17 protein-coding genes are annotated in these 14,978 nt (G+C 65.8%); 9 read left to right on the forward strand and 8 right to left on the reverse strand.

Translation table 11 applies throughout. The annotated features are described in order from the left end of the window. Positions 1–26: 26 nt before the first annotated feature. The 3 genes from BLQ28_RS28405 to BLQ28_RS28415 all read right to left on the reverse strand — a co-directional run bounded on the left by BLQ28_RS28405 (position 27) and on the right by BLQ28_RS28415 (position 3,703). A complete protein-coding gene (locus BLQ28_RS28405; RefSeq protein WP_093246671.1) occupies positions 27–1,010 on the reverse strand; it encodes an ABC transporter permease in 984 nt (327 codons plus the stop codon). After that, a complete protein-coding gene (locus tag BLQ28_RS28410) occupies positions 1,007–2,626 on the reverse strand; it encodes a sugar ABC transporter ATP-binding protein (RefSeq protein ID WP_093246672.1) in 1,620 nt (539 codons plus the stop codon). The genes BLQ28_RS28405 and BLQ28_RS28410 overlap by 4 nt, the downstream gene beginning before the upstream one ends. Before the next feature lie 123 nt (positions 2,627–2,749). After that, complete coding sequence (locus BLQ28_RS28415) at positions 2,750–3,703, reverse strand: sugar ABC transporter substrate-binding protein (protein ID WP_093246673.1); 954 nt, start codon at positions 3,701–3,703, stop codon at positions 2,750–2,752. 203 nt (positions 3,704–3,906) lie between these two features. On the opposite strand from BLQ28_RS28415, the gene ychF reads away from it, so the two are divergent. After that, complete coding sequence (gene ychF, locus BLQ28_RS28420; RefSeq protein ID WP_093246674.1) at positions 3,907–4,998, forward strand: redox-regulated ATPase YchF; 1,092 nt, start codon at positions 3,907–3,909, stop codon at positions 4,996–4,998. A gap of 17 nt (positions 4,999–5,015) precedes the next feature. Here the strand turns inward: ychF and BLQ28_RS28425 are convergent, their stop codons facing one another. Beyond that, the gene (locus BLQ28_RS28425) at positions 5,016–5,999 is read right to left on the reverse strand and encodes a trypsin-like peptidase domain-containing protein (protein ID WP_093246675.1); all 984 of its coding nucleotides are present in this window, start codon (positions 5,997–5,999) and stop codon (positions 5,016–5,018) included. Between the two features lie 129 nt (positions 6,000–6,128). Here BLQ28_RS28425 and BLQ28_RS28430 point away from each other — a divergent pair, with 129 nt between their 5' ends. Next, the gene (locus BLQ28_RS28430) at positions 6,129–6,803 is read left to right on the forward strand and encodes a glutathione S-transferase (RefSeq protein WP_093246676.1); all 675 of its coding nucleotides are present in this window, start codon (positions 6,129–6,131) and stop codon (positions 6,801–6,803) included. 21 nt (positions 6,804–6,824) lie between these two features. Here the strand turns inward: BLQ28_RS28430 and BLQ28_RS28435 are convergent, their stop codons facing one another. After that, the gene (locus BLQ28_RS28435) at positions 6,825–7,295 is read right to left on the reverse strand and encodes a YqaA family protein (protein WP_093246677.1); all 471 of its coding nucleotides are present in this window, start codon (positions 7,293–7,295) and stop codon (positions 6,825–6,827) included. 174 nt (positions 7,296–7,469) lie between these two features. Here BLQ28_RS28435 and dusB point away from each other — a divergent pair, with 174 nt between their 5' ends. Genes dusB through purH form a run of 3 tightly spaced genes read left to right on the forward strand, consistent with a single transcriptional unit; the run spans position 7,470 to position 10,412 of the window. Further along, positions 7,470–8,534 carry a tRNA dihydrouridine synthase DusB gene (dusB, locus tag BLQ28_RS28440; RefSeq protein ID WP_093246678.1) on the forward strand — a complete coding sequence of 355 codons (1,065 nt, stop codon included), beginning with the start codon at positions 7,470–7,472 and terminating at the stop codon, positions 8,532–8,534. A 17-nt stretch (positions 8,535–8,551) separates the two neighbouring features. Then, positions 8,552–8,788: a Fis family transcriptional regulator gene (locus BLQ28_RS28445; protein WP_007838304.1), complete on the forward strand. Its 237-nt coding sequence runs from the start codon at positions 8,552–8,554 to the stop codon at positions 8,786–8,788. 16 nt (positions 8,789–8,804) lie between these two features. Further along, positions 8,805–10,412, forward strand: a complete 1,608-nt coding sequence (gene purH, locus BLQ28_RS28450; protein WP_093246679.1) for a bifunctional phosphoribosylaminoimidazolecarboxamide formyltransferase/IMP cyclohydrolase — start codon at positions 8,805–8,807, stop codon at positions 10,410–10,412. A gap of 112 nt (positions 10,413–10,524) precedes the next feature. Here purH and BLQ28_RS28455 read toward each other — a convergent pair whose 3' ends face one another. From BLQ28_RS28455 to BLQ28_RS28465, 3 genes are read right to left on the reverse strand one after another with little or no spacing between them, the layout of a single operon-like run. Further along, complete coding sequence (locus BLQ28_RS28455; protein WP_093246680.1) at positions 10,525–11,010, reverse strand: hypothetical protein; 486 nt, start codon at positions 11,008–11,010, stop codon at positions 10,525–10,527. Positions 11,011–11,016: 6 nt separating this feature from the next. Next, the gene (gene hemL / locus BLQ28_RS28460; RefSeq protein WP_093246681.1) at positions 11,017–12,297 is read right to left on the reverse strand and encodes a glutamate-1-semialdehyde 2,1-aminomutase; all 1,281 of its coding nucleotides are present in this window, start codon (positions 12,295–12,297) and stop codon (positions 11,017–11,019) included. After that, positions 12,297–13,259: a bifunctional hydroxymethylpyrimidine kinase/phosphomethylpyrimidine kinase gene (locus BLQ28_RS28465; RefSeq protein WP_093246682.1), complete on the reverse strand. Its 963-nt coding sequence runs from the start codon at positions 13,257–13,259 to the stop codon at positions 12,297–12,299. The genes hemL and BLQ28_RS28465 overlap by 1 nt, the downstream gene beginning before the upstream one ends. Before the next feature lie 111 nt (positions 13,260–13,370). Between BLQ28_RS28465 and BLQ28_RS28470 the strand changes: the two genes are divergently transcribed. From BLQ28_RS28470 to BLQ28_RS28485, 4 genes are all read left to right on the forward strand, one after another. Continuing rightward, positions 13,371–13,541, forward strand: a complete 171-nt coding sequence (locus BLQ28_RS28470; RefSeq protein WP_007838397.1) for a rubredoxin — start codon at positions 13,371–13,373, stop codon at positions 13,539–13,541. Between the two features lie 84 nt (positions 13,542–13,625). Continuing rightward, positions 13,626–14,024 (forward strand): response regulator, encoded by a 399-nt coding sequence (locus BLQ28_RS28475; RefSeq protein WP_093246683.1) that lies wholly within the window; start codon positions 13,626–13,628, stop codon positions 14,022–14,024. Continuing rightward, positions 14,024–14,389, forward strand: a complete 366-nt coding sequence (locus BLQ28_RS28480; protein WP_093246684.1) for a response regulator — start codon at positions 14,024–14,026, stop codon at positions 14,387–14,389. Before BLQ28_RS28475 ends, BLQ28_RS28480 begins: the two co-directional genes overlap by 1 nt. Before the next feature lie 19 nt (positions 14,390–14,408). Further along, positions 14,409–14,954 (forward strand): chemotaxis protein CheW, encoded by a 546-nt coding sequence (locus tag BLQ28_RS28485; protein ID WP_093246685.1) that lies wholly within the window; start codon positions 14,409–14,411, stop codon positions 14,952–14,954. The last annotated feature ends 24 nt before the right edge of the window (positions 14,955–14,978 follow it).

The raw sequence follows: 14,978 nt of genomic DNA on the forward strand, positions 1-14,978 counted from the left end.
TTGTCCGTTCCTGATGCGGTGGGGTGTCAGGCCAGGCGACGGTCGGCCCGGCGCTGGCGCAGGGTGTCGATGATGACGGCCACCACGATCACGGCGCCGGTGATGATGCGTTTGCTCGGCTCGCTCGCGCCCACCTGGGCCAGCCCGGCTTCGAGCACCGCGATGATGAGCACACCGAAGAAGGTGTTGACCACCGAGCCGCGTCCGCCCATGAGGCTGGTGCCGCCGATGACCACGGCCGCGATCACCTGCAGCTCGATGCCGACGCCGGCATTCGGGTCGGCTGCTTCGAGCCGTGCCGACTGCATCAGCCCCGCAAGGCCCGCCAGCAGGCCGGTGACGGCGAACACGATGATGCGGATGGGGCGTGGGTCCACGCCCGCCAGGCGCATGGCTTCCTCATTGGTGCCGATGCCCACGACATGCCGGCCGAACACCGTGCGCGTGAGCACCATCTGCCCCACGACCACCAGCACCACGGCCAGCACGAAGGCGGCCGAGATGCCGCCGATCCACGGCGCGGCCAGCCCCGAGATGGCGTCGCCCACATACTGCGTGCGCGAGTCGGTGACAAGGTAGGCGCCGCCGCGTACCGCTTCGAGCATGCCCAGCGAGACGATGAAGCTCGGCAGCCGCCATGCGACCGACACCGCGCCCGTCACCGTGCCGCACACCAGGCCGGTGGCCAGGCCGAGCGCGGCAGCCAGCGGCACCGAGAGCTTCCATTCGAGAATCGCGGCCGCCGTCACGGCGGCGCTGAGCGCAAGCACGGAGCCGACCGACAGGTCGATGCCCGCGATGATCAGTACGAAGGTCATGCCGACCGCCATCACGGCCAGCGCGGGGATTTCATTGGCGATCGAGACGAAGGTCTCGCGCGTCAGGAAGTATTCGCTCATCGAGCCGAAGAGCGCGATCATGCCGACCAGCACGACGGTCAGGCCGAGGTAGGTGCCCAGCTGGCCCTTGAGCGCGGACGGCGCGGTGGATGTCGAAGCGGGTGCGGTCATGGTGTGTCTGCGGTGGCCGGGGTCGAATCGGGGGCGGTGGAGGCTGGGCGTGGCGAGGTTGGCGAGGTGGTTGCGGTATGCCCTGTCGCGTCGCTGAAAGCGGCGGCCAGCAGCGATTGTTCGCTCCATTCGCCGCGCTCGAACACCGCCACCAGCCGGCCGGCGCTCATGACGCCGATGCGGTCGCACATGGCCATCAGCTCGCGCAGGTCGCTCGACACCATCAAGAGCGCCTTGCCGGCGTCGGTCATGCGGTCGAGTTCTGCGTACAGGTCGGCGCGCGCGCCGACGTCCACGCCGCGCGTGGGCTCGTCGAGCAGCAGGACCTTGCATTCGCGGTGCAGCCAGCGTGCGAACACCACCTTCTGCTGGTTGCCGCCGCTCAGGGTGGCAACCGGTTGCTCGATGCTGCGCGAGCGGATGCGCAGCAGTTCCACCAGCCGCTGCGCGATGCCGCGCTCCTTGGCGCGCAGCAGCCAGCCGGCATGCGAGATCGCGCCCAGGTCGCTCAGCGTCGCGTTGACACGGATCGACTGGGTGAGCAAGAGGCCTTGCGACTTGCGGTCTTCGGTGACCAGCCCGATGCCGGCGCGGATGGCCTGCATCGGCGAGCGCCAGCCCTTGCGCACGCGCTGCACGGGCTCTGCACCGGTCTTCGCGTCATAGAGGGAAATTTCACCGCGATCGGCGCGATCGGCACCGAACAGCAGCCGCACCAGCTCGGTCCGGCCCGAGCCGACCAGCCCGGCCAGGCCCATGACCTCGCCGGCACGCAAGTCGATGTCGACATCGCGCACCACCTGTGCCCGGCCCAGGCCGCGCGCGCTCAGCAGCACCGGCCCGGCGACGCGGCGGTCGCGGCCTTCGTGCTCGTGCACCGCGCGGCCCACCATGCGCTGCACCAGCTCGGATTCGCGCACGCCGGCCATCGCGCGCACGTCGACCAGCTTGCCGTCGCGCAGCACCGCCACGCGGTCGGCGATGCGCTGCAGCTCTTCGAGGCGGTGCGACACATAGACGATGGCCACGCCGCGCGCCTTCAGCAGTTCGATCTGCTCGAACAGGTGCGAGGTCTCGCGCGGCGTGAGCATGGCGGTGGGCTCGTCGAGCATCAGCACGCGCGTGTCGTCCTGCAGGTTGCGCGCGATCTCGACCATCTGCTGCTGGCCGATGCCCAGCCGCGCCACGGGCGTGGCCGGGTCGATGTTTTCCATGCCGATCTTGGCGAGCTGGCGCGCGGCCAGCTCATGCAGCCTGGCCTTGCGTATCCAGCCGGTCTTGTTGGGCAGGCGGTCGAGCAGCAGGTTCTCGGCCACCGACAGCGTGGTGACCAGCCCCAGCTCCTGCATGACCATGCGCACGCCCTGACGCTCGGCGTCGCGGCGCGAGCCAGGATGGAACGGCTTGCCGTCGAGCAGCATCTGGCCGCGCGTGGGTTGCACCAGGCCGCAGACGATCTTCGACAGCGTGCTCTTGCCGGCGCCGTTCTCGCCCGTGAGCGCAAGCACTTCACCGGCGTTGAGCACGAGCGAGACGTCGTCCAGCACCGGCGCCGCGTAGTCCTTGCCGAGCGCACTCAGCGAGAGCACGGGCGCGCTGCGATCGTTATCAGCCATCGATGGGCAACCTCATTCATTCCAGAAACACCACGGAACCGGCTTCGCCGGGCCGTTGATGTTGCCCCCGGTAGGGGTTGGCGAAGCGACACGAAGTGCGCGAAGCCTGGGGGCGAGCAACATTTACTTCGACGACTTGGTGACCAGCACCACGTCGGTCTTCACTTCGGCGGGCATCTCCGATTGCTTCTTCTTGTCGGCGATGGCCTTCAGCGCGGTCTCGATGCCGAACACGGCCTGCTTGGCCGCGAACTGGTCGGCCGTGGCGAGCACGCGGCCATCGGCCAGCATCGGCTTGATGGCGCCGATGTTGTCGTAGCCCACCACCAGCACCTTGCCGGTCTTGCCGGCGGCCTTGACCGCGGCGACCGCGCCCAGTGCCATGCTGTCGTTGCCGGCCAGCAGCGCCTTGAGGTCGGGGTGCTCGCGCAGCATGCCGGCGGCCACGGTGTTGCCCTTGTCGATTTCCCACTGGCCCGACTGCACGCCCACCACCGTCACGCCGGCGGCCTTCATCGCGTCTTGATAGCCCAGCGTGCGCTGCTGCGCATTGAAGGTGGTCGACACGCCTTCGATGATGCCGACCTTGTCGCCGGCCTTCAGCTCCTTGGCGAGCGCGTCGCCCACCAGCTTGGCGCCGGCACGGTTGTCTGGGCCGACGAAGGGCACCTGGATGCCCTTTTCCTTGAGGGCGGCGGCGTCGAACTGGTTGTCGATGTTGACGACGAGGATGCCCTTGTCGATGGCCGCCTTGATTACCGGCACCAGCGCCTTCGAATCGGCGGGCGCGATGACCAGCGCGTTGATCTTCTGCGCCATCATCTGCTCGACCATCTTGATCTGGGCGGAGGTGTCGGTCTCGTCCTTGATGCCGTTGGCCACCAGCGTGTACTGCGAGGCGTTGGCCTTCTGGTGCGCCTTGGCGCCGTCTTCCATGGTGCGGAAGAATTCATTGGCCAGCGACTTCATGACCAGCGCGACCTTCGGCTTGTCCTGGGCGAAGGCGGGCGATGCGGCGATGGCGCCCAGCAGCGTCAGTGCGGCAGCGCTTTGCAGGGTACGGCGGGTGAACTTCATGGTGTGTGTCTCCTGAGGTGGTTGAGCGGTACGCCGGTCTCTGGCCGGGGCTCCGATGTTAACCACCGGAAACGTTTGCGCAAACGTTTGCTAATCGGGGCTAACCCTGAGATTCCAGGGCCCTGAAAAGCGGCCCGAAGACCTGCCGGGCGGGCCTGAAACCTTGCTCGCCTAAAATCGCCGGTTACCCAAGAGGACCCCCCATGAGTTTGCAATGCGGCATCGTCGGCCTGCCCAACGTCGGTAAATCCACCCTTTTCAATGCGTTGACCAAGGCCGGCATCGCGGCGGAAAACTATCCGTTCTGCACCATCGAGCCCAACGTGGGCGTGGTGGAAGTGCCCGACCCCCGGCTCGCGCAACTGAGCGAGATCGTCAACCCCGAGCGCGTGGTGCCCGCCATCGTCGAATTTGTCGACATCGCCGGCCTCGTGGCCGGTGCCAGCACCGGCGAAGGCCTGGGCAACAAGTTCCTGGCCCACATCCGCGAGACCGACGCCACCGTCAACGTGGTGCGCTGCTTCGACGACGAGAACGTGATCCACGTGGCCGGCAAGGTCGACCCGATCTCCGACATCGAAGTGATCCAGACCGAGCTTTGCCTGGCCGACCTCGCCACGGTCGAGAAGGCGCTGCACCGCCACACCAAGGTGGCCCGCTCGGGCGACAAGGACGCGCAAAAGCTGGTCGGCCTGCTCGAGCGCTGCCAGGCCGCGCTGAACGAAAACACGCCGGTGCGCGCGCTCGAGTTCACGAAGGAAGAGCTGCCGCTGGTCAAGTCGTTCACGCTCATCACCGCCAAGCCCGCGATGTTCGTCGGCAACGTGGCCGAGGACGGTTTTGAAAACAACCCGTACCTCGATCGCCTGCGCGAGTACGCCGCCAAGCAGGGCGCGCCCGTGGTCGCCATCTGCGCCAAGATCGAAGCCGACCTGGCCGAGATGGACGAAGAAGACAAGAAGATGTTCCTGGCCGAAATCGGCCAGGAAGAGCCGGGCCTGAACCGCCTGATCCGCGCGGCCTTCAAGCTGCTGGGCCTGCAGACGTATTTCACCGCCGGCGTGAAGGAAGTGCGCGCCTGGACCATCCACATCGGCGACACCGGCCCGCAAGCGGCCGGCGTGATCCACGGCGACTTCGAGAAGGGCTACATCCGCGCCCAGACCATCGCCTTCGAAGACTACATCGCGTTCAAGGGCGAGCAGGGCGCGAAGGACGCGGGGAAGATGCGTTCGGAAGGCAAGGAATACGTCGTGAAGGATGGCGACGTGATGAACTTCCTGTTCAGTTCCTGAGTTGATTCGCAGCGCGGCTACTTGGCCGCCTGCTGCTTGCCCCACACCACCGTGTTGTCCACCGCATAGGCGGCACACACCACCTTGCGTTCCGCGCAGCCCTTGAGGTGCTCGGTCAGCGCGGCCGAGTTGGTGGCGGTGCCGAACTTGTTGTCGCTGGTGATCAGGAACGCGCGCGGCCGTGCCTGCAGCAGGAACTGGCGGTACGCGATGCGTATCTGCGCGGGGTCTGCACCAACGGCCGGCAGGCCGGCTTCATCGGCCAGATCGGCATGGCCCGAAGGCGTGGGCTCTCCGTTGGCATCGAGCACCACGCCGACGTTCTTCAGCAGGTCGCGCCACTTCGCCATCTCCGCGATCACGCGCGGCGGCAGTTCCATCACCCACTGCGCCGGATAGGCAAAGCCGAGGTTCGCGCCGCCGGGCGCCACGCTGTCGGTGACGCCGACCAGACGGCCTTCTTCATCGAAGAGCCCGCCGCCGCTCGAACCCGAAGACACCGGCGCGGAGGTCTGGATGATCGGCAACTGGCCCTGTGCCCGCGGCCGCAAGGCGGAGATGAGGCCTTCGGTCAATGTGAGCTCGAGCCCGTGCGGGCTGCCGATGGCGAACACGCGCTGGCCGACACGCAGGCCTTCGGCCGGTGCGATCTGCACGGCCGGCAATTGCAGCGGTGTCTCGGTCAACAGCACGCACAGGTCGCGCGATGGATCGGGGTCGCGCAGGACGCTCTTGATCTTGATGGTCGTCTGGCCCTGGGTCACGGTGGCCGACACCGCCTCGTTCACCACATGGCAGGCCGTGACCAGTGCCGCAGGCGTCACGGCCACCGCGCTGCCGATGCTGGTCTTGTCGGTGCCCTGGTCGCCCTTGACGGTCCAGACCGCGGGCGACGCCTTGCGAAAAACATCCTCGGGCGAGAGCGCCCACGCATGACAGGCGAGGGCGCCGAGCCAGAGGCCGGCTGCCAGGGGTTTGCAGTGCCGGATGGATTTTTTCATTCGCGTGAGTGTAGGAAGCAGGTGCGCGGGTTCCCCGTAGGCGGGGGCGCTGTGTCACTGGGTGTCAAAGCCCCGTGGGCCTGTTGTTAGACTGCGCGCGCTCCGATTTCTCCACAAGGCCTGCCACCCATGCTCACCGTCCACCATCTGAACAACTCGCGCTCGCAGCGTGTGCTCTGGCTGCTTGAAGAACTCGAGTTGCCCTACGAGATCGTTCACTACCAGCGCGATCCGCAGACCATGTTGGCACCCGCTTCTCTGCGGGCCGTGCATCCGTTGGGCAAGTCACCGGTGGTTACGACAGATGACGGCATCACGCTCGCGGAATCGGGTGCGATCGTCGAGACGCTGATCGAGCGCTACGGCAACGGCCGCCTGGCGCCCGCGGCCGGCACGCCGGAAGCGATCCGCTACCGCTACTGGCTGCACTTCGCCGAAGGCACGGCCATGTCGCCGCTGCTGCTGAAGCTGGTGTTCGACCGCATCGAAACGAGCAAGATGCCGTTCTTCGCGAAGCCTGTGGCCAAGGCGATCGCGGCGAAGGCCAAGTCGGCGTTCATCCTCCCGAACATCGCGAGCCATCTGAACTTCATGGAAGCAGAGCTTGGCAAGAGCGAGTGGTTTGCGGGCGATGCCTTCACCGGCGCGGACATCCAGATGAGCTTTCCGGTCGAGGCCTCGCAGGCGCGTGGCGGGCTCGATTCGAAGCGGCCGAAGCTGATGGCGTACCTGGAGCGCATCCACGCGCGTCCTGCCTACAAGCGCGCGCTGGAACGCGGCGGCCCTTACGGCCTGTTGAGCTGACGCTTCGGCGCGTGTCTCATCTCAAGACGGAAAGATGTAGAGCAACCCGACCGTCATGGTCACATAGCGCAGGAATTTTCCGATCGCCATGTAGGCCACGCAGGGCCAGAACGGCAGCTTGAGCCAGCCCGCCACCGCGCACAGCGGATCGCCCACGATGGGCAGCCAGCTCAGCAGGCAGGCCTTCGGCCCCAGGCGTTCGAGCCAGCCGAGCACGCGCACGTGGTGCTTCGAGTGCGCGTACTTGTCGGCCACCTTGTGGGCGGCGTAGCCCATCCACCAGTCGACCGCACCCCCCAGCGTGTTGCCCACGGTCGCCACCACGATGGCTTGCCAGAACAGGTCGGGGTTGAGCTTGAGCAGGCCGAACAGAATGGGTTCGGAGCCCACCGGCACCAATGTCGCGGAGACGAATGCGGCGACGAACAGGGTCGAGAGACCGTACTGCGGCAGCGCCAGCAGCGCCATGAGGGAATTGAGCCAGGCTTCCATAAGGTCGGCGGAGTATAGGCAGCGCTCACGTCGCGGCCACGTGGGAGAAGTCCCCGCGAAGCAACGGTGTTTACGCCTGTGCCGAAGGCGCAAATCGTTTCAGTCGCTGAAATGCCACGTGGCTACAATCGTGCCTCATTTTTCAGCAGCCGAACTCGCACAGCTCCCTTCCAAATGACCCTGCAGATCGGCACCCACACGCTGGAAAACCGCCTGTTCGTCGCGCCCATGGCCGGCGTGACGGACCGGCCCTTCCGCATGCTGTGCCGTGCACTCGGCGCGGGTTATGCGGTCAGCGAGATGGTCACCTCGCGCAAGGAACTGTGGGGCACGCTCAAGACCTCGCGCCGCGCCAACCACGATGGCGAGCCTGGCCCCATCGCGGTGCAGATCGCCGGCACCGACGCGGCCATGATGGCCGAGGCCACGGTCTACAACATCGAGCGTGGCGCGCAGATCATCGACATCAACATGGGTTGCCCTGCCAAGAAGGTCTGCAACAAGTGGGCCGGTTCGGCGCTGATGCGCGACGAGCCGCTGGCGCTTGAAATCGTGCAGGCCGTGGTCGACGCCGCGCAGCCGTACAACGTGCCGGTCACGCTCAAGATGCGCACCGGCTGGAGCGAAGAACACCGTAACGCAGTGAAGCTCGCGCGCGATTTCGAATCGGCCGGCGTGCAGATGCTCACCGTGCACGGCCGCACGCGCGAGCAAGGCTACAAGGGCTTCGCCGAGTACGACACCATTGCCGCCGTCAAGGCCGCCGTGCGCGTGCCGGTGGTGGCCAACGGCGACATCCGCTCGCCCGAGAAGGCGCGCGACGTGCTCGCGGCCACCGGCGCCGACGCGGTGATGGTCGGCCGCGCCGCGCAAGGCCGGCCCTGGATCTTTCGCGAGATCGCCCACTTCCTGGAAACCGGCGAGCACCGCGCGCCGCCACTGGTGGCGGAAGTGCGCCGCTTGCTGCTCGACCATCTGGTGGAGCACTATGCGCTGTACGGCGACTACAGCGGCGTGCGCACCGCGCGCAAGCACATCGGCTGGTACGTGCGTACGCTGCCCGACGGCGAAGCGTTCCGCGCGTGCATGAATCTCATCGAGGACTGTGCCGAGCAACTGCGTGCGGTCGGCGACTATTTCGACGGGCTGGCGGACCGCATGGATCGCATGCCCGTGCAGCACCTGGTGGACGAAGAGGCGTTGCCAGGTGAAGAGGAGACGGCCTGCGCCGTCGGTTGAAAAAAAGAGAAGAAGCAATGAGCAAGAAACACATCGAGGACTGCGTGCGCACCAGTCTTGACAGCTACTTTCGCGATCTGCGCGGCACCGAACCCGACGGCATGTACGAGATGCTCGTGCGCGTGGTCGAGAAACCTCTGCTCGACGTCGTCATGACGCGCGCGGAGGGCAACCAATCCAAAGCCGCGCAATGGTTGGGCCTGAATCGCAACACCCTTCGCAAGAAGCTGGTCGAGCACAAACTTTTGAAATAACTCCACGGCATATCCCATGGCCCAGACTGCACTCATCTCCGTCTCCGACAAAACCGGCATCCTTGAATTCGCCCAGGCGCTGCACGCGCTGGGCATCAAGCTGCTGTCCACCGGCGGCACCGCCAAGCTGCTGGCCGACGCCGGTCTGCCCGTGACCGAAGTCGCCGACCACACCGGCTTTCCTGAAATGCTCGATGGCCGCGTGAAGACGCTGCACCCGAAGATCCACGGCGGCCTGCTCGCGCGCCGCGACCTGCCCGCGCACGTGGCAGCCATCAAGGAACATGGCATCGACACCATCGACCTGCTGATCGTCAATCTCTATCCGTTCGAAGCGACCGTGGCCAAGCCCGGCTGCACGCTCGAAGACGCGATCGAGAACATCGACATCGGCGGCCCGGCCATGGTGCGCAGCGCGGCCAAGAACTGGAAAGACGTGGGCGTGCTGACCGACGCCTCGCAATACGCCGTGGCGCTCGCCGAGCTGAAGGCCGACGGCAAGCTCAGCGACAAGACCAAGTTCGCGTTCTCGGTGGCCGCGTTCAACCGCATCGCCGACTACGACGGCGCCATCAGCGACTACCTCTCGGCCATCGACTTCGACGCCAGCATCGGCCAGCCCGCGCCCAAGCGCTCGCTGTTCCCCGCGCAAAGCAACGGCCGCTTCGTGAAGGTGCAGGACCTGCGCTACGGCGAGAACCCGCACCAGCAGGCCGCGTTCTATCGCGACCTGCATCCGGCCCCCGGCTCGCTGGTGTCGGCCAAGCAGCTGCAGGGCAAGGAGCTGAGCTACAACAACATCGCCGATGCCGATGCGGCATGGGAATGCGTGAAGAGCTTCGATGTGCCGGCCTGCGTGATCGTGAAGCACGCCAACCCCTGCGGCGTGGCCATCGGCAAGGATGCGGCCGAAGCCTACGGCAAGGCCTTCAAGACCGACCCGACCTCGGCCTTCGGCGGCATCATCGCCTTCAACCGCCCGGTCGACGGCGCGACCGCGCAAGAGATCGCCAAGCAGTTCGTCGAAGTGCTGATGGCACCGGGCTACACGCCCGAAGCGCTCGAAGTGTTCCAGGCCACCAAGGCCAAGCTCAATGTGCGCGTGCTCGAGATCTCACTGCCCAAGGGCGGTACGACCGACTGGGACAACGGCCGCAATGCGATGGACGTCAAGCGCGTCGGCTCCGGCCTGCTGATCCAGACCGCCGACAACCACGAGCTCGCGGCCAGCGACCTCAAGGTGGTCAGCAAGAAGCAACCCACGCCGCAACAGCTGCAAGACCTGCTGTTCGCATGGAAGGTCGCGAAGTACGTGAAGAGCAACGCCATCGTGTTCTGCGCCGATGGCATGACGATGGGCGTGGGCGCGGGCCAGATGAGCCGCCTCGATTCGGCGCGCATTGCGAGCATCAAGGCAGAGCACGCGGGCCTGTCGCTGAAGAACACCGCGGTGGCGAGCGACGCCTTCTTCCCGTTCCGCGACGGCCTTGATGTGGTGGTCGATGCGGGCGCGAGCTGTGTCATCCAGCCGGGTGGCTCGATGCGCGATCAGGAAGTGATCGATGCAGCCGACGAGCGCGGCGTGGTGATGGTGCTGTCGGGCGTGCGCCACTTCCGGCACTGAGATTGCCCCTTGGGGCTTCGCGCACTTCGTGTCGCGCGGCTCCTTCCCCCTGTCGGGGGCAACACCAGCGGTCCGGCAAAGCCGGTTCCGCGGTGTTCCTGGCGCTGCCTGCCTACTCGTGGTTGCCGAACCGGTACTTCACCTGGAAGGTGAGCGCGCCGTAGAGGCGGTTCTTGATCGTCGGCACGTACGCGATGTTCAGGCCCCAGTTCTTGCCTTCGATGGCCGCCGTCGGAATGATGGCGGGGAACCAGTTGCCGTTGCGGTAGTTCGGGTAGCCGTCGAAGCCGCCCACCACCGCGCCGAACTTCACGCCGTAGAACTCGAAGGGCAGCACATACAAGCCGACGTACTTCGATTGCCGGCGGTCGCTGTTGTGGAAGGTGCCGGCCGTGATGCGGTAGGTGTCGCTCAGCGGGTACTCGAAGCCCAGCCCCGGGTTGACGTTTTCCAGGCCCTTGCCGCTGTCGAAGTGCGCCGAATAGAAGCCCGGATTGACCCAGATGTTCTTCGGGTCGAAGGACTGCGCAACTGCCAGGCCGGGTAAGAGAAGAGCAAGGAGAGCACTCGACACCGGCAGCATGCGCAGGGGATTCATGGTGGGCTAAGGCGTTCTGAAGATCTGTCTTGCAGCTTCGATGGTGGCAGCGATGTCTTCGTCGCTGTGGGCGGCGCTCACGAAGCCTGCTTCGTAAAGCGCGGGGGCAATATACACGCCGCGATCGAGCAAACCATGGAACAACGCATTGAATTTTGCGTTGTCGGTTGTCATCACGGTGGCATAGTTTTGCGGCAGGTCTTTCATGAGGAAGAAGCCGAACATGCCGCCTTCGCTGTCGCCGTTGAAGGGCTGTCCTTCCGCCGCCGCGGCGGCCTTCAGGCCTTCGACCAGCGAGCGGGTTTTCTTGCCCAGTGCTTCGTAGAAACCGGGCTTGGCAATTTCCTTCAGCGTGGCAAGGCCGCAGGCAGTGGCCACCGGGTTGCCCGAGAGCGTGCCGGCCTGATAGACCGGACCGAGCGGCGCGAGCTGTTCCATGATGGCGCGCGGGCCGCCGAATGCCGCCAGCGGCATGCCGCCGCCGATGACCTTGCCGAGCACCGTAAGGTCGGGCTTGATGCCCAGCACGCCTTGCGCGCCATGCAGGCCGACGCGAAAGCCGGTCATCACCTCGTCGAAGATCAGGAGCGCGCCGTGCTTCGTGCACAGCTCGCGGCAGCGCTTCGCGAACTCGGGCGTGGCGCGCACGAAGTTCATGTTGCCGGCGATGGCTTCGATCATCAGGCAGGCGATGTCGTTGCCGTGCAGCGCGAAGGCTTCGTCGAGCTGCTGCAGGTTGTTGTACTCGAGCACGATCGTGTGCTGCACCACCTCGGGCGGCACACCGGCCGAGGTCGGGTTGCCGAAGGTGGCAAGGCCGGAGCCGGCCTTCACCAGCAGCGCATCGGCGTGGCCGTGGTAGCAACCCTCGAACTTGATGATGCTCTTGCGGCCGGTGGCGCCGCGCGCCAGGCGCAATGCGCTCATGGCGGCTTCGGTGCCGGAGCTCACGAGCCGCACCATCTCCATCGATGGCACGAGCGCGAGGATGGCTTCGGCCAGTTCGATCTCGCGCTCGGTGGGCGCGCCGTACGAGAAGCCTTCGAGCACGGCCTTCTGTACCGCCTCGACCACGGCAGGGTGGCCGTGGCCCAGGATCATCGGACCCCAGGAGCCGATGTAGTCGATGTAGCGCTTGTCGTTGGCGTCCCAGAAGTAGGCGCCCTGCGCGCGCTGGATGAAGCGGGGCGTGCCGCCGACGGCCTTGAAGGCGCGCACGGGCGAGTTCACGCCGCCGGGAATCACGGCGCGGGCGCGTTCGAAAAGAATGTCGTTGCGATCAGTCATCAGTGTCGGGTGTCGTGAGGGGGGAGGGCGAAGTCGGGCGCGGCGTCCGGGTCTTCATCGTCTTCGTCGTCCTCGGGCTCGGCCCAGAACAGGCGGTCGGGCAGCACGTGGCCCATGCCGGGGCGAAAGCCCGCATCGAGGCAACGGTCCATGTAGGCCAGGGCTTCGGTGGTCGCGGCCACGAGGTCGGTGCCGCTCGCGAGCAGCGCGGCCAGGGCGGCCGACAGGGTGTCGCCGGCACCGGCGAACACGGCTTCGAGCCGCTCGTACTTCTCGCTGGTGAGCACCGACTGCGGCGAGGCCAGCACGTTGTCGATGAACTGGTCGGGCAGCACCATGCCGGTCACCAGCGTGTAGGGCACGCCGAACTCGCCGGCGGCCTTGGCGATGTCGCGCGCGCCGGGCGGGCGCTCGCCGCTCCAGTCGGGAAGCAGCCAGCGCCACAGGGTGCTGTGGTTGCCAACCAACACCGTCGTCTGAGGCAGGACCAGTTCGCGGAAGGCGTCGAGGTAGCCCTCGATCAGGTTTTCGTCCCACCACGACAGGTTGGGCATGTAGGCCACCAGCGGCACCTCGGGGTAGTCGGAGGCGGTCTCGGCGATGGTGCTCAGGGCTTCGGGGGTACCCACAAAGCCCACCTTGATCAACTGGACTTCGACGTCTTCCAGGATGGAGCGCGCCTGCTCGGCGATGGCCTCCTCGTCGAAGGCGAAATGATCGAACACCTCGGCGGTGTCGCGGGCATAGGCCCCCGTGACCACGGGCAGAACGTGTGCGCCCACCGACGCCATGGCCAGGGCGTCGGCACCCAGGCCCCCGGCCCCGCTCGGGTCGCTGGCATTGAACACCAGCACGCAGGGGGGATTCAGGTCGCGCTCGGCCACCTCCTCGTCGTCTGGCGAGGGGTCGTTAAGATCGCCCGGTTTGCGAGCGTTACCTGCTGGAAGTAAGTAGATGGTCATACGCCGGGCGGAATCCCCTGGATGGTGGCATAGGCGCGACGTTTACGGTCGGCCAGTGAGATACGCATAGATACACTCGTTGCATTTAATGAACAAGGACTTTAAGCTCCGATGAATACGAAAACTTGGATGTGCCTGATTTGTGGGTGGATCTATGACGAAGCGGTTGGTGTACCGGAAGACGGCATCGCGGCAGGCACGGCCTGGGCCGATGTGCCGATGAACTGGACCTGTCCTGAGTGCGGTGCGCGCAAGGAAGACTTCGAAATGGTTGAAATCTGAAAGCATGGCATAGATAGAGCTACGCGGTCTGCGTCGGTGTTCGGCGCGGCGGGCTTCCAAGTCTCATGAGCAGGAGCGTTTGCAATGGGCCCGAATGGATCAGGTTACAAGGTGCTCGTCATCGACGACAGCAACACCATCCGGCGCAGTGCCGAGATTTTTCTGAAGCAGGGTGGGCACGAGGTTCTTCTGGCGGAAGACGGCTTCGACGCACTTTCCAAGGTTAACGACCACAAGCCGCATCTGATTTTCTGCGACATCCTGATGCCGCGTCTCGACGGCTATCAGACCTGCGCCATCATCAAGCGCAATGCCCATTTTTCCAACGTTCCGGTCGTCATGCTGTCGTCGAAAGACGGTGTATTCGACAAGGCGCGCGGCCGCATGGTCGGCTCCCAGGACTACCTGACCAAGCCTTTCACCAAAGACCAACTGCTTCAGGCCGTGGAGCAGTTTGGCATCGTTCAACAGGAAGTGCAGTAATGCCTATTCGAAAAATCCTCGTCGTCGACGACTCCAAGACTGAATTGGTGTTCTTGACCGACCTCCTCCAGAAAAACGGCTTTGCCGTCAAGACCGCCGAAAACGCCGACGACGCGATGCGCCGCCTCGAGGAAGAGCATCCCGACCTGATCCTCATGGACGTCGTGATGCCCGGCCAGAACGGCTTCCAGCTCACGCGCGCCATCGCCCGCGACCCGAAGTACGCGGCGATCCCGATCATCCTGTGCACCAGCAAGAACCAGGAAACCGATCGCGTCTGGGGCATGCGCCAGGGGGCGCGCGACTACATCGTCAAGCCGGTCAACGCCGCGGACCTGATGTCCAAGATCAGCGCGCTGGCCTGAGCGAGAGCCTGCCGAGTCCATGGCGAATCGCGATGCTCTGAGAGCCTTCCAGTCCCGGCTGGCGAGCCGCCTGCAGGCTGCTCGCACGACCGGCGTGGCCGCGACCTGGCTGGCGGTCGAGGCGGGCGAGGGCAAGTACCTCTTTCCGCTGGGGCATGCCGGCGAAATCTTTCCCTGGACGCCGCCACAGCCCGTGCCCTACACGGAGCCCTGGTTCCTCGGCGTTGCCAACCTGCGCGGCGGCCTCTATGGCGTGGTGCAGCTGTCGGCGTTCGCCGCGGGTGCCGCAGGTGCTTCGGGCGGCGCAGCGGCCGCCACCGAGGCGGCGCGCATCCAGTCGCGGCTCGTTGCCTTCAACGAGCTGCTCGAAGTCAACTGCGCATTGCTGGTCGATCGACTGGCGGGGTTGCGGGGCGCGGAGGCCTTCACGGCTTCCGAGGCTCCGGGCGCAGAAGCACCTGCCTGGCACGGGCATCTGTACACCGACGCGGCAGGGGAGCGCTGGCAGGAAGTCAACCTGCAGGCGCTTTCGCAGCAACCCCAGTTTTTGAGTATTGGTGCGTAGTGCTCCGGCACGCCGTACCGGCAA

It is taken from the genome of Variovorax sp. EL159, assembly GCF_900100965.1.
Taxonomy (GTDB): Bacteria; Pseudomonadota; Gammaproteobacteria; order Burkholderiales; family Burkholderiaceae_C; genus Variovorax.